We start from the raw sequence: 19497 nt of genomic DNA on the forward strand, positions 1-19497 counted from the left end.
TATTTTAGTACCCTGGATTTTGTTCCCATCTATTTCCTGCCAACTGAATTTCTATCAACGGAATGGGAAATAACTCATGCTTTCCTGTTACAAAGCCATCTATTTCTGTAGCCGCTCTTCCTGTTCTCACCAAGTCAAAGAAATGATGTCCTTCTCCAACCAACTCTACTCTTCGTTCTTGATAGATGGCATCCGTTAATGTGCTTCCAGTGGCCGTTACATCTGTTAATTGTGCTCGGGTTCTTACTCTATTAAGGTATATCAGCGCTTGACCATCATTACTTGGCGAATTTCTATTATGAGCTTCAGCAGCCATTAACAATACATCTGCAAATCGAATCGCTCTGTAGTTATTAGGGTTGGTTAGGTTAGCATCACCCGTATTTAAATCTCCTTGTCTTGCAATGTATTTTCTATTAAAATATCCTGTATGTTCAAAACCAGTTGAAAACGTAGCTCCTTGTGCAGCTGCCCAGGCATCAATGTCTAAAATAGCAACGTCTAGTCTAATATCTCCTGTTTCAAATGCATCTACTACTTCTTGTGTTGGAACATTAAAACTAAAACCCGAATCGAACAACGGGCCCGAATAATTTCGAATTCCATTAAACCCTACAGCTACATTACCTTCACTACATTGTAAGCATCCAAAACCAGCTCCTTCTACATCCGTATACTGCACTTCGAAAACCGATTCTATATTGTTTTCTCCATTTTCCTCAAAAATAGAATTGTAATCTGGTTCTAAATCATAAGGTCCTGCAACAACTTGATCTAAAACTGCCGCAGCTTCTGAAAATTTATCCTGATATAGGTATACTTTTCCCAATAAAGCTCTTGCTGCTCCTTGAGTAATCCTGCCTGTTTCTGCTTGTGTAACTGGTAAATTGTTTGCAGCAAATTGTAAATCTTCTTCAATGAGTGCATAAACATCTTCTTTTGGTGACCTTTCAATACTGGTTTCTTCTCCAAATAATATTCTTCTATCTATTGCAAGCGGTACATCTCCAAACCATTTTACCAATTCGAAATAATAATAAGCTCTAAGAAAACGTGTCTGAGCAATTACTCCTTCTTTACCTGCAAAATCTGTTTTATCCTGAAACTCCATGATATAGTTTGCTCGATTCACTCCAGCATACATCCAACTCCATATATCTCTCAATTGCGCATTTACAGGAGTGTGCACCATATCGTCAATTTCCTGTATTCCTGGAACATCGGTTGCACTTTCTCCTCCTGCCAAGGTATTATCCGATGCGATCTCACCTAGCATTACGTTTAAGTACGTAGATTGAAGCATATCATATGCAGCTATTAAAGCACTTTGATAGTCTTCTTCACTATTAAAAAAGTCTTCTGAATTTTCGTCCTCTGAAGCTACATCTACAAAATCATCACTACAAGAGGCAATTACTATTAGTAGTACAAAAAAGACTGCTGATTTGATATTTTTTTTCATCTTTTTCATTTTTTAAAATTTAAGATTTACACCTAATAAATATGTTCTTGGCACTGGATAAAATCCTTGATCTATACCACCACCAATAGGAGCTCCTGATGAAGCTGAAGGGTCATACCCTTTATACTCTGTAAATGTGTATAGATTATTCACTGAAGCATATACTCTAAACTTATCTATCCCAACTGGTTTCATATGTTTATCTAAAAAAGTATATCCTAGTTGTACATTTTGAATTCTTAAATACGAACCATCTTCAACAAAAAACGTAGAAAACAAGCTATTAGAATTAGCTCCTGTAGTTACTCTGGGAAAAGAATTTGTTGTTCCTTCTCCTGTCCATCGATCCAAAAATTCATTTCTTCTATTAACTAAAGGTTGATTACGTTCGTAATTTCTTACTATATCATTTCCTATGGAAGCGAATGCATAGGTTGCAAAATCAAAGTTCTTGTATTCAAAACCGATGTTCAGCCCCATAGTCGCATCTGGAATAGGGTTTCCGATATCTGTTCTGTCATCAGAATCGATTTGTCCATCTCCATTTATGTCTATATATCGTAAATCTCCAGGAGCTGCATTTGCTTGCATAGCATGAGCGTCTACTTCTGCCTGATTTTGAAAAACACCATCAGTTTGCAATCCATAAAAGTATCCGATAGGTTTACCTGCTTCCATTCTAGAAGGAGGATCCTGTCCTACTCCAAATGATCCACCTGCTATAAAACTGTTTTCGCTATTCACAGATATTACTTCGTTATCAAGAGTAGTAACGTTATAGGTAATATTAAATTTAAAGTTATCAGAAAGTTGATCGTTATAGCTTATTCTAAACTCATATCCTCTGTTTTCTACAATCCCCGCATTTATTATTGGTGCGCCAGATCCTGGAGCAGCAACTCCTAAAACACCAGATACAGGTGCTACTACAAGCAAATCCTCTGTTCGCTTTTTAAAATAATCAAACGTAATATCTATTTTGTTATCTAGTAGTTTTGTATCAAAACCAATATCTAAAGTTTTTTGTTGCTCCCATTTAATCTCTGGATTAGAAAGTTGGCCAATAGCTGTACCAAATACTAGCTCATCATCTATGACATATGCTCCTTCACCATTTAATAAAGACACAAACCCAAAGTCTCCAATTCTATCATTACCTATAACACCATAACTACCTCTAAGTTTAAAGAAGTTTAGCCAACTACTACTATTTAAAAATGATTCATCAGATACTACCCAACCAATAGAAGCTGATGGAAAATATCCAAACTTGTTTTTGGGACCAAATTTTGTAGACCCATCTCTTCGGATTACTGCCGATAATAAATATTTACCTTTATAACTATATTGTAATCTAGAGAAATATGACAACAATCTGCTATCGAAAGTATTTCCTCCATTTTGGAAATTATTAACTACATCTGAAGCCTGAGAAATATTAGCGTTGGAAAAAGAGTTATCAATAATATCAAATCCTGTAAAACTACCAAATGATCCTGTAGTCTTAAACACTGACATTCCTAACAACACTTTCACATCATGATCATCTCCTATTAGTTTTTCGTATTTTAAGAAATTATCCCAAGTATAATCTCTGAAGAAGTTTTTAAATTCGGTAACACTACTTCTATCTACATTAAACACCTTACCAGAACCATAAAATACTTCTGGAGAAAACACTTTTCCTTCTACCTCAGAATAATTAAATTGAAACCTGGATTCTGCGCTAAATCCATTCAAAAACTTATAATTTAACCCAAAAGTAGCACCTATTCGATTAACTCTTGTATCATTAAATGTGTTTGCTATCTGAGCTACAGGATTAATTACTTCATTTCCTAATCCTTCGGCTAAAGTAAAATCACCATTTTCATCTCTTACGGATAATGTAGGCGCCATATTTAGTGCGTTAAATAACACAGAGCCTAATGTGTTTTCTAATAAAGTTTTTCTATTTGTTTGTGTAAATATTCCAGATGTTGTGAATTTAAAATTCTTTGCAAAATCCAAACTATAATTTAACCTTCCTGTAAAACGATCAAAATTAGCATCTCCTCCTCCTACAATCCCATCCTGCGTTAAATACGATGTTCCTGCAGAATAAGTAGAACTCTCACCTCCTCCACTTACATTAAAGTTAATATTAGAAATTACTGCAGTTCTAAATATTTCATCCTGCCAATCTGTTCCTTCACCTAATATCGTAAAATTAGTAAAGGGAGGTGTACTACCACCAGCTGCAAACGCTTCATTAATAATTACTCCATATTCTGTGGCATTCAGCACTGATAATTTTCTTGTTGTTTCCTGAAAACCTGTATATGAATCTAACTCAAATTTAAGTTCTGCATTTCGTATCCCTGATTTAGTGGTTATAAGGATCACTCCGTTTGCAGCTCTCACTCCATAAATACCTGCGGTAGCGTCTTTTAATACGTTGATACTTTCAATATCATTAGGATTTAGCACACTAAGATCTTCGATAACATTTCCATCTACCAGAATCAAAGGTCTACTATCCCCATTTGTAGATATCCCTCTAATTGAGATAGTAGAACCACTTCCAGGAGCTCCAGATTGAGTAGTAATATTAACTCCAGCTACCTGACCTTGTAGTGCCTGTTCAACTCTCACAACGTTGAGCTCTTCAATTGTTTCTGCGCCAATTACAGAAACTGCTCCTGTAATTTCTTTTTTAGTTTGTGTACCATACCCTATTACAATTACTTGCTCTAAAGACTCACTATCTTCTTGCATAATAATATTAATGACTGGATTTTGTCCAACACTTATTTCTTGTGTAGTAAAACCCACATAAGAAAATACAACAATACTTCCTCTTGGAACATTGTTTAAAACGTAATCACCATTAAAACCTGTTACCGCTCCATTTGATGTTCCTTTGACCACCACATTAACTCCTGGTAACTCTAATCCACTTGCATCTTTTACGTTTCCCCTAATCTGAATTTCTTGAGCATTAATAACTGTTGTTAAAAACACAGCCATTAAAAAATAAATAATCTTCATAAAATGTTTTTGTTTGATTTACTCAAATCTAGTCACGAACATTAACAAATCATTAATTAGCAACCACAACAAAAAACATACAGGATTGGATAAAAATTAAATGTTTAAGAAAGGTTTTTTATGAATAGCCTACAAAATCTGGAAGTAATACGAGTTTATCAGGTGTTAAAAAAAAGTAAAGAAAATCATAGTGTAAGCCAACTACAACGTTGGAGTATAGGTAATGTTGTGGTAATTACAACTCATGTTGTAGTGCTAAATCTCTAAGATGTAGTTTACAAGATTATCAGAATGCTTTAATTTTAACTTTTTTCTTAATCTATATCTCTTAATCTCAACACTTCTTACAGAAATATTCAACAAAGGAGCTATTTCTTTAGAAGATAAATTAAGTCTCAAATATGTGCAAAATCTAAGATCATGGGGTGTTAAATCGTTATGTTTCTTCTTTAACTTCTTTAAAAAGTCTTTATCCACATTATTAAAAGCTTCCTCAAAATGTTTCCAATCGTCCTTATTATTCAAGTTTCTATCGATTATTCGTTCCACACTTTTTATGCTGCTTCTATCTGATTCTGCTTTTTCTAATTCTTTTTTGATTGTACTAAGAATTTCATTCTTCTTAATAATATTCATTGTGGACGAAGCTAATTCACGATTTTTACTCTCTATATCTTGAGTTAATTTTTCGTTACTTAGTTTCATTATCTCGCGTTCGCTCTCTAATGCTCTCAACTCTAATTGTTTCTGATTTTCTTCAACCAGTTTTTCTCTTTGTCTAGCATAATAACGTTTATATGATCTATGCATTAAAAGTAATAAAACAAGTAAGGTTAACGAATATATCACAATTGCTAATACAGAAAAATACCATGGTCTATCAATGATAAACTTGTACTCTTTCACTTTTTCGCCCACTATATTTCCTGTTTTAGTTCTCACCATAAAGGTATATTCTCCAAAAGGTAAGTTTTCAAAGACTACATTAGTTTTAGTAGTCCAATCACTCCAATTTTCATAAAACCCATCAAGTGTATATTGAAATCTAGATATCAGGTATTTATCATATTCAGGGATGGCATATACAAACGAAACTGTATTTTGATTAGATTCAAAAATAGGCAACTCATCAGAAAATGCAACTTCTTTGAATTGAGTATCTTTTTGTTTTACAGATACTTTATCTATAATTATATTATGACTTCTTAAATTAATTTTGGACAAATCCAGAATCATATATCCATCTGTAGTACCTAGTAAGTATTCATCATCCTTAATATGCAAAATATTCTCAAAACCAATCATTTCTTTTCTCAAAGAACGTGGAATTGGTATTTTATCAACCTTTATATTATCTGAAAACTGACTGGGATATATATAACTAAGATCTTCATCAGAAAAATTCCATAATCTGCCTGTATTATCCGTTATCAATTTACCATTTACATAATCGTTTACATTGAACACCTGATTCAACAAACTATCTTTGTAAAATATCTTTTCCTCTTTATTGTACTGAAAAACACCTTGTCCATGTGAATATAAGAGATTCTCTTTAAATCTATTGATTATTGAATTTTTACCTTTTATTACGGATGAATCCCTGGTAATCTCTAGCAATTTTGAAAATTGCTTGTCAGTTCTAATTTTGAAAACACCTTTATATTCATGATTAACCCATATTTCATCATCATACGTTTCAATAAATCTTGCAGAATAATCAAATCCTTCCAACTCTCGTTTCAGTGACCAATTACCTTGATTCTTTTCTAATATACTAAGTCCACTATATGATCCCTGAAGCAGGATGTTAGGATTATCATATATTGGTCTAAAAATCCAAGCTCCAGCTATGGGTGAAATCAATCTCGAATCATCTTCGTTTATAATAAAGGTTCCTGAATTATGTCCACAAAAAAGAGAATTATCAAATTCAAAAAGATTCCAGACCTGTCCATTAGTGCCTGCTACTATTTTAAATGGTTCATTAGTATCAAACTTTTTACAAAACAATCCTTGATTTGTACCTAGATATAAATATTCATTAAAAATTGCCGAGGTATATACTGTTCCTATTTTTCCTTTGTCATCATTAAATATCTTTATCGGTGATTTAAGATTTATACAGTTAACGCCATTATCTAAAGCCAGCCATAAATTTTCTTCGACATCCTCAAACAATGATAAGACCGTATTATTATTTAATCCATTGCTTTGATTTATATGATATATTACTTCTCCTTTCGAAGAAAGATAGATGACACCATTAGAGATGGTACCTAATGCAAAACTCTTGTCTTTTAATTGTATCCCACTATATATAGTGGAACTCTTTAATATTTCATCAGCAGGCGTATTCCATTTTTGAATGGAATTGCCTGAAATTTCAAAAAAACCATCAGTTTCTGTTAATACAAGAATTCCATTAAGAGTTTCTGAAATAGTAACTACTTTATCATTTGTATACAATGAAAGATCAGCTATGAGCGTTGGTTGTCCTTTTTGTATCTTAAAAATCCCATTATTTATATCTTGATAATACACAACTCCATTAACGTTAAACATGCTAAGCATTGCAATATCGGACTCTATGATATCAATTTGATTGTTATCCGAATTATAGATATAAATTCTATTAAGTGATTGAAACAAAACGCGGTTTTCCAGGTGTACAATATACCAGAACTGTTCATCCTCAATTAAACGGTCTTTTATAATATCACTTAATGATGTATATTCTAGTGTGCCAAAAGTATTTTTCTTCCAGAAACCAAAATTCATATAGAAACCTGTGTAAATGCGGTCATCAACCACTTTTACAGATCTCATAATAGTTTCGTTAGGTGTAGGATATAAAGTCCAATTGGAACCATTAAACTCTAGCAATCCCTTATTATTGGCTATATAAATATATCTATTATTCGCCTGAGAAACTGACCAATTTTGAGTTTCTCCACCATAAACATCTGGAAAATACGTTTCTATTGGCGGTAATTCTTGTGCAGTAATTATCGCCGAAAGCAGAAAGCATAGAAATAAAAATATTCTTTTGTTATATTTCAATTAGTTAAAATAAATATACGTAGATATCACAATTAAGCATACTATAGCACCTACAATTTTAGTATACTTCCAAGGTGTGATATCCACTTCTTTGGTATACTGCTGCTCATATGCCTCTTCTCTTGGATACAATTTACCAATTATTAACATAATAATGATATTCAATACAAAAAGAATCGCCATTACATGTAAGAAATGTGGATAAGAAGATGCACCTATACTCTCTAACTGTGCAGCATCTGTTATACCAGAAGCTTGAGCAGCTTCTATGGCACGATCTTGGACAATAGGCTTGATAATAAATTGACTTAATATGTATAGTAATGAACCTGATATAACACCTATTTTACCAGCAATTGCAGGCACTTTCTTAGTAAGATAACCTACAACTATAATTGTCAAAATAGGAATACTATAAATCCCATTCACTTCTTGTAAATAATCAAAAAGGCTACCTGCATTTGCAATAAAAGGTGCTACTGCCATAGCAAGAATAGCTAATAAAACACCAAAACTCTTTCCTGCTTTTACTACCTGTTTTTCATTTGCATCCTTGTTAATATATTGTTTATAAATATCTAAACCAAAAAGAGTTACAGAACTATTTAATGCACTATTAAAAGAGCTTAAAATTGCACCAAAAAGCACTGCCGCAAAGAAACCAACCAATGACACTGGTAATACCTTACTTACTAAAGTTGGGTAAGCTTCATCTGCTACTTCTAACTCTCCATTAAATAAGTGGAAAGCTATAATACCTGGTAATACAACTATAATTGGACCTAATATTTTCAAGAATGACCCTAATAACAACCCTTTCTGCCCTTCTTTAAGGTTTTTGGCACCTAACGCTCTTTGTATAATTGCCTGATTCGTTCCCCAATAAAACAATTGTACCAACATCATCCCAGTAAATATAGTAGCAAAAGGAATCGAAGAGTTTGAATCACCTATAACGTCGAACTTTTCAGGATTTGTTGTCATTAATGTTGTAATACCATCAGAAATACTACCGTCTCCTATCTCTAATAAACCAAAAACTGGAATCATAATACCTCCTATCAATAATCCAACAGCATTGATTGTATCCGATACCGCTACCGCTTTTAATCCTCCAAAAATTGCATAAATAGATCCTATCACACCAATACCAACAACACATATCCATATCGAAGCACTTTTTGACACTCCCAATAATTCAGGAACATCAAACATAGTACTGATCGCTAAAGACCCTGAATACAATACAATTGGTAAAAACACGACTACATAACCTGTTAAAAACAATCCTGATGTAATCGCTTTTGTTGTGGTATCATAACGTCGTTCTAAAAATTGAGGAACGGTTGTTATTCCTCCTTTAAGATATCTGGGTAATAAGAAAACAGCAGTAATTACCATTGCTATGGCGGCAAGAGTTTCCCAGGCCATCACAAGAATACCTTCTGAATATGAGGATCCGTTTAATCCAACGATCTGTTCTGTAGATAAGTTAGTAAGCAATAAAGAACCTGCAATAACCACAGCTGTTAAACTACGACCTCCTAAAAAATAACCATCAGAAGATGTTTCATCTGTCTTTCTAGTGGCTAAATATGATATGATCGCAACTAAAAGTGTGAATCCTACAAAAGAAATAATACCCATATCTAAATTTTAATGATTTGTTAAGAATCATAAAAATATCAGATATAATTTAATCTCGTTACCAATAATACCAAAAAAATAGCAGTGTATAGTTTTTGTATAGTTATTCAAAAACACAACCTTATGAAATACAGTGTTTTATGAAAATCACTTCTTATAATGTACAGTATACCTCCAATATGAGAACGCTCCTAAAATTAGCCAAGCGAGTGCACTATAGTATACCGCTGATGGCGTTACTACTTGATCTCCACTGGCATAAGAATGTAGTCCTTTTAAATAAAAATTTACTCCAAAATATGTCATCAATATAGCTCCAACGGCCAATACCGACATCAGGTTAAAAAACCACCTTCCTCTCAATCCAGGCACTAATCGCATATGAATTACAAAAGCGTATACCATAATACTTACCAATGCCCAAGTTTCTTTTGGATCCCAACCCCAATAGCGACCCCAACTTTCATTAGCCCACATTCCTCCTAAAAAGTTACCTATCGTTAACATTACTAATCCAATAGTTAATGCCATTTCATTAATAATGGTAAGTTCCTTAATGGTAAGGTCCATACGTTTTTTATTGGATTTTGTGGTCAATATCATTAATAACAACGCCAACACGCCTAAAATAGCTCCGACAAAAAATGGTCCATAACTTCCAACAATTATAGATACATGAATCAGTACCCAATATGAATCTAATACTGGTTGTAAATTTGCAATTGCAGGGTCAGTCCAGTTTTGATGTGCAAAAAATAGTATGATCGCAGCTACAAAAGCTGTTGCAGCAATAGTTAGGTTACTCTTTTTACCAAACGCCAGTCCTAAAGCCATAGTAGCCCATGCTACGTAAATCATCGATTCATAGGCATCACTCCAAGGCGCATGTCCAGATACATACCATCTAATGATCAAACCAGAAGTATGCACCATAAAAATAAGAATGATCAGTCCGATGAACCCTTTAATCAATATTCGTATAAACCCTAGATCAAAAAATATCCCTAGTATGATAATCATAATCAGTAAGAGTCCAATCATCATATAATATCTATATAATGTTCTAAAAACATCATATTTATTTAGTGCAATTTCAGCTTGGATTTTTTCATCTGTTGGCATGACTTCACTACCAAATTTTGTTTGAAAATCCTTAATACTTTTGATGTACTGATCAGGTTTACTGTAATCTCCAGAAACTCTTGCTTCTTGTAGTGCTTGTCTATAAATAGGTATAATCTGTCTTGTATAAACAGAATCCATACCTGTAAATTTATATTCATTAAGTTGAGGAACAGAAACCCATGTATTATTTTCATCTTCAGGAACTGGAAAAATCCTAAGTATTCCGCCTCCTAATGCTTGATTTAACAGGTAAAACTTTTCATGAGTTTTTAAGAAATCTTTTTCAAAACTACTTGGAGTATTTGTACTACTAGCTCTCTCGAGATAAGGATCTAATTTATAAGATCCATCTGGTTCTACAAGATCTATTAATGAAACTCTTCTTTCTGATTTAGAAACTCCTAATATCTTACGAATACTATCATTCTCTCTTTGTATTTCTATAATCGGTACGCTATACCAAATAAATGGATTTTCAACCATCGATACAAAAACCTGATCTGCGGTTAAGCCTTCATAGGTATCTCTTTTACTAAGCTTTCGAAGTAATTCAGAGGAAAATGTATTTACGGGTTTCATTCTACCTCGTTCATCCTGAATAATTACACTTCCGAATTTTGCAGCATGTTCTTTACTAACCGCATTGGCTTTGATCACTGAATCCAATTGAACCTTACTAGGTAGGGTTTGTAAGTGATTCACATGACCAGGTTCTTCTTGAGCGAAAGAAAACGTAGAAACCGAAAATATAATCAAAGCTGTTAATACTTTCTTCTTTGACTTTACCTTATTTAGCATTTGTTCTAAGTCCTTGAATCTTGAACCTTTTGTAAATAAAATAAGCATTAATCCAAGATATAGTAACATGTATCCTGCATAAGTAATTTTTGTTCCCCAATAATCATGATTCACAGATAATACGGTACCTTTTTCATCAGGATCAAAGGATGCTTGAAAAAATCGATATCCTTTATGATCCAGTACATGATTCATATATATATCATAGGGTTGTGATGCCTTATTTTCTTCTACAATATCTACTTTACTCATAAATGATTTGTAGACTTTTTCAGTACCAGGTTGCTTTTCAGCAATAAAATCATTCAGTTTTAACGAAAAAGGAAGTTCCATTCTTTTAGATCCATAGTTAAAATACATATCCAACCCTCCAAGAGATACTTTTTGCATATCATTTGCATATCCTTTTCCTCCTAATAACTTAACTTCTTTAGTTTCTCCATTAGTAGAAACATCAAAAATAAGTGCATCTTGTTGCCCTTTTTCTTTATCTTCTATAGGAATGATATCATATTTACCAGTAATCACAGGATCAGGTATTACAAATTGCATTCCTGCGGTTTGATACAATGATCTCAACATTAATGGTTGTATACTATCTTTCATAACCAAACCTTGCTGCTGATCTGCCATACGCAAGTATGAACCATCAAAAGGAGATTCTATGTAGTACTCATCATTTTTATAAGATATATTAATCGCTCCTTTGGTAGGTATATTAAAAGCTACCAAAATATTATGAATGTTTGATACCTCTCCTTCTTTAAGATAATGATCATGGCGATTTCCATCTCCAGCTTCTACTATTTTCAGATAATTCTCACCATCTTCGGTTTCTACCAAGCCCATTTCTGCTCCCTGAATATAATCTTTATATTGAATTGAAACAGGTTGAAGATTATAATCTGTATCTATCGTAAAATCATTATTGGTAGCTTGAGCGAGTTCTAACTTTTCAGAAATTACTCTTCTTCGGGGTTCTCCATCAATCTCTCCATCTAGAAAAATTGTTAAATAAGTTCTTTCAGAAAGAAATTCTGAAGTAGTTTCACCTTCACGTATTGGCATAACTCCTTCATAACTAATATATCGCGTAATAAAAGCACCTAGAATGATCAAAATAAAGGAAAGGTGCAACAATAACGTTGCCCACTTTTCTCTTTTGTATAATCTATATCGAACTATGTTTCCGCAGAAGTTGATCATAAAAAAAGCCATAATAGCTTCGAACCACCAAGTATTATATATCCATATTCTTGCTGCAGTAGTACCATAATCATCTTCTAGAAACGTACCAATACCCATAGACACGGCAAATGCTATAAACAAGACTGCCATTAATCGGGTAGAAAATAAAATACTTGCCAACTTCTTTTGCATTGTAATTTTTTTAGCTCGGCAAATTTAGTGTTTTTAGCAGGATTAATAGATATACTTTTTTCCCTATTTATTGCTTTTAACAGAACTATAAATCTTATCAGTTTTTTAAAGTAACTTCCTTATTTTAGCCAAATGATTACAGTTGTCATTCTTGGTGCAGGAAATGTGGCGCAACATCTTTATGCTGCTTTTTACATTCAAAAGTCGATAAAAGTAGTACAATGCTTTAATCGACAAGGAGTTAAACTCCATGAAAATCAAACAGAAGATACTATAACAACTGATTTAAAAAAATTAGCTGATGCCGATATATACATATTAGCCATTAGTGATGATGCTATAGAAAGCGTATCCAATGCATTGCCTTTTAAGAACAGACTGGTTGTACATACTTCTGGTAGCGCACCTATGCAAGCTATTAACAATGCTAATAACCGAGGTGTTTTTTATCCTTTACAAACTTTCAGTGCTGGTAAAGAGGTGAATTTTTCTAAAGTACCATTTTGTATTGAAGCAGATTTAGAAAAGGATGTTGTGCTTTTAAAGAAATTAGCTGCAACATTATCACAAAAAATCTATGACATCTCTTCAGAACAAAGAAGTGTATTACACGTTGCCGCAGTATTTGTAAATAATTTCTCTAATTATATGTTTTCTATTGGAAATGAGATCTGTATTGAAAACAATGTCCCTTTTGAAATTTTACATCCACTTATACAGGAAACGGCAAAAAAAATAGTAGAAATAGAACCTGATAAAGCACAGACAGGACCTGCAATCAGAAAAGATACCCAAACTATAGAAAGACATTTGAGTATTCTTAAAGGCAATTCACAAAAAGAACTATATAAAATGCTTACCGAAGCTATACAATCTAAATATGGAAAAGAGTTATAAAGAATATTTACAGCATATCACAACCTTTATTTTTGATGTTGATGGAGTTTTAACCGATGGTACTGTATTAATTGATTCTAATGGAGAACTATTGCGTACCATGAACATCAAAGATGGTTATGCCTTAAAAACAGCTGTACAACAAGGGTTTAATGTATGTATTATTTCTGGTGGAAAAAATGAAGGAGTTAGAAAAAGACTTCAGGGATTAGAGATTAAAGATATTTATTTGGGTGCTCACCATAAGGTTGATCAATTAAATGAATATATGACCAAAAACGATATTAAAATCGAAAACGTATTATATATGGGTGATGACATACCCGATTTACCAGTTATGAAACTTGTAGGTTTACCTACTTGTCCTCAAGATGGTGTTGCAGAAATAAAAGAAGTATCTAAATATATTTCATTTAAAAAAGGTGGTAAAGGTTGTGTTAGGGATGTTATTGAACAGGTACTTAAAGTACAAGGGAAATGGATTGAGAATTATGATGCCAAAGCGTAATAATTAAAACCTATGTAATATTAAAATAAGGACACTTCATATATGAAATTAGTATTTGCAACTAATAATCTAAACAAACTAAAAGAAGTACAAGCTCTTGTTCCTTCTCATATTCAATTATTGAGTCTATCTGATATCGGATGTACCGAAGATATTCCTGAAACATCGCCTACAATAGAAGGTAATGCTATACAAAAAGCTAGGTATGTCGAGGAGCATTACAAATACCCATGTTTTGCTGATGATACAGGATTAGAAGTAGAAGCACTCGATGGTGCGCCTGGAGTATATTCTGCCCGTTATGCGGGAGCAGCTAAAGACGCCTCGGCAAATATGAATAAGCTTATAGATCAACTGAAGGAAAAACAGAACCGAAAAGCACTATTTAAAACTGTAATAGCATTACTCATCGATGGAACCTTAGAAACATTTACTGGTATCTGCTCGGGCAGTATAACTAAAGAGAAAAAAGGAGAAAAAGGTTTTGGATACGACCCCATTTTTTTGCCAGATGGATATCAGAAAACATTTGCAGAATTACCTTTGGAAGAGAAAAACACCATAAGTCATCGAGCTAACGCCGTAAAGCTACTTATTGAACACCTTAATAACTAATCAGCTCCAGGAAACGCCAACATCTCTCCCATACCTACAGTAAACAACCAGTTTCCGTAGATTGCATGCTCTATGGATACCAAAGTGGTGGATTTTGTTTTCTGATAGGTGAACGCAAATAATAATCCTCCTATAAAAGTAAGCAATTGCACCAAAAAGCTTCTTAAAAAAATATGAGCTAAAGAAAATAATAATGCGTTTATAAAAATGAATAACCATTTATTCGCTATCAAATTTTCATACCTATCATAAAAAAACGTTCTATAAATAACTTCTTGGGGCCAAACCGATAAAAAAGTATATATAAATAAAATTATAATCCATAACTGAGGTTTTTTAATCAATACAGAAAATAATTTATCTGGCGCCATCCAAAACACATATAAACTAGTAATCGTCATCACAATTGCTAACTTTATAATAGTTTCTTTCCAAAATGGTTTCCAATATATTCTATTAGGAAGCTTCAATTTTAAAAGTCCAGATCGTTTAAGTTGTATTAATATATATACAAACCCAACAATCGTTAATCCAGCTTTTATTGCTATTGGATAGGTAAACAAAAAACTAATTGGGAGTAATACAAATAATATAAAGAGCTCTGCTCCTCTGATCCAAATAGACTGCATATTATAGTTTTTTACTAATTTCTATATAAAAAATGAAATGAGTACTATTTTTACATATAAAAAAAAGCCTCTGGGAAAGAGGCTCTAATTTAGGGAAATCAAAATTTGGGGCAAAGTTTGATTTACGATTTTGGGGTAATTAAATTTTGGTATTGGGCAATACCGTAAAACTAATTCAACTTGTATCAATCATTAACAACACTTCAAAAGTACATCATGAACTTAAAAATGTTTAAAAAAACTGTATTATAAAAAACTATGATTATCGACAAAATACCTATATATTCGATAAAGTGTAATTCGTGCATAATAAAATATCTTTAGATTTTATGTAATCAAAAGAAACAAGTACACCGTTGCATATCAAATTCGTACTAATTACTTACACTTAAGAACACAAAAAAGCCTCTTGAGGTGAGGCTTATTAGTATTGGGGAGAAAAAATTGGGGTAAAAAAAGTGTTCGACTTTAAAAAATAATAGGGTAATAATATGATTCCGTTTTAGATTGTAACATTAAAAACTAACTCTAAAGATATTCTTCTTTTACATTTCAAAAGTAACTAAAAAGTTATTTTTTCCCTGAAATACATGGGATTTAAAAACCCAATTAATCGATAAAATACATAAATAATCGATAAAACAAATAGTTACCACTATTTTATTAAAATAACTACAGTCAATAACACTACAATTATGTATTTATATAAGTATTATATAAAATATAATTACACAAAAAAGCCTCATTTCTGAGGCTCATTACTTTGTCAAATTTAATTCTAGGGTGGATTAAATTTGTTGGGACAAAAAAACATAAACAATCAATTCCAATCTTTCTCTTTCATTATATATTCAATCTCTCGATATTTCTTTTTCTATACCTCAAAAGTATACTTTGTATAGATTTTTACAAAAAATATACGCCAAACCAACACTTGATTATCGATGAAATACATATTTATTCGATTAAGTGATTTTCCTATCCTTATCTTCTTAATCATTCCATATATTTTTATAATTAAACGAACAGAATACGTTGCATAAATTTTATTAATATCGTAACATTACATCCTTAAAATTTCGAATATAACATATGGAAAGCCAAAACATCACTCCTACTGATCCCCAAAATGAACAAATTATTACAAACAAAGAATTAAATATTTGGGAAGCACTAATTCCTATAGTTGCTTTAGTGGGAATGTTATTCTATAATGTGTACTATGCATTTGGTGATGACGCTCTTAGTGGTAGTAATCAATTTATTTTACTTCTTGGTGCTGCAGTGGCTGCAATCGTAGGATTCTTCAATAAGGTATCTTACAAGCAGATGATGGAAGAAGTTGCTAGAAATGTAAAATCCACTACTGGTGCATTACTAATACTATTAATGGTCGGATCATTGGCTGGTACTTGGCTAATAAGTGGTATCATACCCACAATGATATATTACGGCCTACAAATTCTTAATCCTACCATTTTCTTAGCGGCTTGTGTAATTATCTGTGCGATCATTTCGATAGCAACTGGTAGTTCCTGGACAACTTCTGCTACAGTAGGTATTGCATTAATTGGTATCGGTGACACATTAGGTATTTCATTAGGAATGACTGCTGGTGCAGTGATTTCTGGAGCTTATTTTGGTGATAAAATGTCTCCTTTATCAGATACAACCAATTTAGCTCCTGCAATGGCTGGTGGAGAATTATTCTCTCATATAAAGTATATGACATATACCACTGTTCCTACTGTTATTATTACACTCATAACATTTATCATAATTGGATTCACAATTGACACCTCAGGTACTCCAGAAATTGATGGACAATTAGAGGCTATAAAAGGAGCATTTACAATTTCTCCTTGGTTATTTATTGTTCCTGTAATTGTAATTGGTCTTATTATAAAGAAAACACCTCCTTTAATCGCTTTATTAGCAGGAACTTTATTAGGTGCAATTGCTGCGATAATTGCTCAGCCAGAAATCGTAATGAATATAGCGGGTAGTGATACGCTAAATTTTAATTCAGCTTATAAAGGAGTTATGCAAGCAATGACTGTAGACACAGCTGTCGAAACATCTAGTAAAGAACTGAATGACCTGTTTAGTGCAGGAGGAATGTCTGGTATGTTAGGTACTATCTGGTTAATTGTCTGTGCAATGGTTTTTGGTGGTGTTATGGATGCGATTGGTGCATTGGCAAGAATTAGTAAAGCATTGCTAGGATTATTTGATTCTATATTCGGATTATTTGCAAGTACAGTGGTTAGTTGTTTAGCGTTAAATGTGACCGCATCCGATCAATATCTAGCTATTGTAGTTCCTGGAAGAATGTATGCAAAAGCATTTAAAGATAAAGGACTTGCTCCAGAAAATTTAAGTAGAACATTAGAGGACTCTGGAACGGTAACGTCTGTATTGGTTCCCTGGAATACTTGTGGAGCATATCAAAGTGGAGTTTTAGGTGTTCCTGTTGTAGATTATTTCTTTTTTGCAATATTCAATTGGTTAAGCCCTTTTATGACATTGCTTTTTGCCGCATTTAGAATAAAGATTAAACAATTAGGAGATAAATAAACCCATTTCTTATTTGTTAGAAAATAAAAAAACGCATTCGTATGAATGCGTTTTTTTATTCAACACGATCAATAATCGGAATTGGTTTTTTGTTATTATCTATTGCGACAAACTTAAATAATCCAGAAACCGCTATTTCTCTATCATGATTATACATTTCTTCTTTATAAATATCTACTTGTACCATACAACTGGTTCTACCAACTTCGCTAACCTTAGCAACTAGTTCGATTATGGTTCCTTCCGGAATTGGTTTCTCAAAATCGATTTTACCTGTAGAAATCGTTACTACTTTTTTTCTACTAAAGCGAGTAGCACAAATAAATGAAACCTCGTCCATAAGTTGCAATGCAGTCCCTCCAAACAAAGTTTCATAATGATTGGTAGTATTAGGGAAAACAGCTTTAAAAATTCTAGTCTCAGATTTTTGGATCAGTTGGTCAATAGTATTCATATAATAGTGATATAGTTTTTTCTTATCAATTTATCTATCAAAGGTAATTCTTATACCAGTATCTTTGCGGTATATTTTTAAAAAAATAGAATGGAAATTATAGAAAGCCTTCAATGGCGATATGCGACCAAAAAATTCGACAATAATCGTATTCTTCCTCAAGAAAAAATAGACATACTTACACAAGCATTTAACCTAACAGCAACTTCCTATGGATTACAGCCATTAAAATTAGTTGTGATACATAATAAAGAAATTCAAAAAGAGCTTACACAACATTCATGGAATCAGCAACAGGTAGCAGATGCATCTCATGTTTTAGTTTTTTGTATCGAAAATAGCGTTGATAAAGATTACATCACTAAATATTTTGATAATGTAAAAGCTATACGAAACACTTCAGAAGAAATACTTAAACCTTTTAGAGAACAATTGGTAGATTCTTTTACCAATAAACCCTCAGACGAAGTTTCTAATTGGGCTGCTAAACAAGCTTATCTGGCAATGGGAAATCTACTAACTGTATGTGCCATGGAAAAAGTAGATGCTTGCCCAATGGAAGGTTTCATCCCAGAAAAATATGACGAAGTACTTAATCTTAAAGATCTTGGGCTTACTTCTGTATTGGTATTACCTATAGGATATCGTGCCAACGATGATATGTTTGCAGATTTTAAAAAAGTAAGACGCCCTATTACGGAAACAGTAATCGTTTTATAAACAACATAGTGGCAAGATATTTGGTGTGAATAAAATATTATATTTTTGTTTTACTTAAAATTTAATACAATGAAGAAAGTAGTTTTATTTTTACTCTTAATACTTACTACTGTTATTTATTCGCAAGAGGACGAATTGCATTGGCTAACAGATTTCGAAACTGCTAAACAAGTTTCTGAAGATACTAAGAAACCTATTTTGATGTATTTTACAGGTAGTGACTGGTGTGCACCTTGTATTATGCTTCAAGAGGATTTTTTTTATACTGAAAAATTCAAACAACAATCACAACATATAGTTTTATTAAAAGTAGATATTCCCAGAAGGACGGATATTATTTCTGAAGAGCAATTAAAAGCTAATAAAAAGCTATTAGGCAAGTACAATAAACAAGGTGGGTTTCCAAATATCATTGCTTTGAATCATAAAGGCAAAGTCCTTGGTACTCAAGGGTCCTATAGTTCGTCTTTAAGAGATCCCAGTAGATACTTTAGTTTTGTGACCATGATTATTGACAATTACTAATTAAAAAGATAAGTTACACGCTGTATAATCAAAACTCTTTTCGGTATTTTTGCTGGAAAGAGTTTTT

The 19497-nt window shown here is 32.6% G+C and carries 14 protein-coding genes; 7 read left to right on the plus strand and 7 right to left on the minus strand.

Annotated elements, in window-relative coordinates; all coding sequences use genetic code 11:
• Positions 1 to 4 precede the first annotated feature (4 nt).
• Entirely contained in the window at positions 5 to 1462 is a 1458-nt protein-coding gene (locus tag QBK95_RS14080; RefSeq protein WP_280934838.1) for a RagB/SusD family nutrient uptake outer membrane protein, read from the minus strand.
• A gap of 12 nt (positions 1463 to 1474) precedes the next feature.
• Entirely contained in the window at positions 1475 to 4492 is a 3018-nt protein-coding gene (locus QBK95_RS14085; protein WP_280934840.1) for a SusC/RagA family TonB-linked outer membrane protein, read from the minus strand.
• 120 nt (positions 4493 to 4612) lie between these two features.
• Between QBK95_RS14085 and QBK95_RS14090 the strand changes: the two genes are divergently transcribed.
• Positions 4613 to 4759: a hypothetical protein gene (locus tag QBK95_RS14090; RefSeq protein ID WP_280934842.1), complete on the plus strand. Its 147-nt coding sequence runs from the start codon at positions 4613 to 4615 to the stop codon at positions 4757 to 4759.
• On the opposite strand, the gene QBK95_RS14095 is transcribed toward QBK95_RS14090, so the two are convergent.
• The 3 genes from QBK95_RS14095 to QBK95_RS14105 all read right to left on the minus strand — a co-directional run bounded on the left by QBK95_RS14095 (position 4748) and on the right by QBK95_RS14105 (position 12505).
• The gene (locus tag QBK95_RS14095; protein WP_280934844.1) at positions 4748 to 7555 is read right to left on the minus strand and encodes a helix-turn-helix and ligand-binding sensor domain-containing protein; all 2808 of its coding nucleotides are present in this window, start codon (positions 7553 to 7555) and stop codon (positions 4748 to 4750) included. The two genes, QBK95_RS14090 and QBK95_RS14095, sit on opposite strands and share 12 nt — an antisense overlap.
• On the minus strand, positions 7556 to 9202 hold the full coding sequence (locus QBK95_RS14100; protein ID WP_280934845.1) for a solute:sodium symporter family transporter: 1647 nt from the start codon (positions 9200 to 9202) through the stop codon (positions 7556 to 7558).
• A gap of 147 nt (positions 9203 to 9349) precedes the next feature.
• Positions 9350 to 12505 carry a cytochrome c biogenesis protein CcsA gene (locus QBK95_RS14105; protein WP_280934848.1) on the minus strand — a complete coding sequence of 1052 codons (3156 nt, stop codon included), beginning with the start codon at positions 12503 to 12505 and terminating at the stop codon, positions 9350 to 9352.
• Between the two features lie 132 nt (positions 12506 to 12637).
• On the opposite strand from QBK95_RS14105, the gene QBK95_RS14110 reads away from it, so the two are divergent.
• From QBK95_RS14110 to QBK95_RS14120, 3 genes are read left to right on the plus strand one after another with little or no spacing between them, the layout of a single operon-like run.
• Positions 12638 to 13402, plus strand: a complete 765-nt coding sequence (locus QBK95_RS14110) for a Rossmann-like and DUF2520 domain-containing protein (RefSeq protein WP_280934850.1) — start codon at positions 12638 to 12640, stop codon at positions 13400 to 13402.
• Positions 13386 to 13910 carry a KdsC family phosphatase gene (locus QBK95_RS14115; protein WP_280934852.1) on the plus strand — a complete coding sequence of 175 codons (525 nt, stop codon included), beginning with the start codon at positions 13386 to 13388 and terminating at the stop codon, positions 13908 to 13910. The genes QBK95_RS14110 and QBK95_RS14115 overlap by 17 nt, the downstream gene beginning before the upstream one ends.
• Positions 13911 to 13952: 42 nt before the next feature.
• Positions 13953 to 14525, plus strand: coding sequence for a non-canonical purine NTP diphosphatase (locus tag QBK95_RS14120; RefSeq protein WP_280934855.1), 573 nt, complete (start codon positions 13953 to 13955; stop codon positions 14523 to 14525).
• On the opposite strand, the gene QBK95_RS14125 is transcribed toward QBK95_RS14120, so the two are convergent.
• Entirely contained in the window at positions 14522 to 15154 is a 633-nt protein-coding gene (locus QBK95_RS14125) for a CPBP family intramembrane glutamic endopeptidase (RefSeq protein WP_280934857.1), read from the minus strand. The genes QBK95_RS14120 and QBK95_RS14125 overlap by 4 nt on opposite strands.
• 1092 nt (positions 15155 to 16246) lie before the next feature.
• On the opposite strand from QBK95_RS14125, the gene nhaC reads away from it, so the two are divergent.
• On the plus strand, positions 16247 to 17731 hold the full coding sequence (gene nhaC / locus QBK95_RS14130) for a Na+/H+ antiporter NhaC (RefSeq protein WP_280934858.1): 1485 nt from the start codon (positions 16247 to 16249) through the stop codon (positions 17729 to 17731).
• A 55-nt stretch (positions 17732 to 17786) separates the two neighbouring features.
• On the opposite strand, the gene QBK95_RS14135 is transcribed toward nhaC, so the two are convergent.
• On the minus strand, positions 17787 to 18185 hold the full coding sequence (locus QBK95_RS14135) for an acyl-CoA thioesterase (protein WP_280934861.1): 399 nt from the start codon (positions 18183 to 18185) through the stop codon (positions 17787 to 17789).
• A gap of 90 nt (positions 18186 to 18275) precedes the next feature.
• Between QBK95_RS14135 and QBK95_RS14140 the strand changes: the two genes are divergently transcribed.
• A complete protein-coding gene (locus QBK95_RS14140; protein WP_280934863.1) occupies positions 18276 to 18905 on the plus strand; it encodes an NAD(P)H-dependent oxidoreductase in 630 nt (209 codons plus the stop codon).
• Between the two features lie 69 nt (positions 18906 to 18974).
• Positions 18975 to 19430, plus strand: coding sequence for a thioredoxin family protein (locus tag QBK95_RS14145; protein ID WP_280934866.1), 456 nt, complete (start codon positions 18975 to 18977; stop codon positions 19428 to 19430).
• Positions 19431 to 19497: the final 67 nt, after the last annotated feature.

Source organism: Aquimarina mycalae (assembly GCF_029906345.1).
In the GTDB taxonomy this organism is placed as follows: Bacteria; Bacteroidota; Bacteroidia; order Flavobacteriales; family Flavobacteriaceae; genus Aquimarina.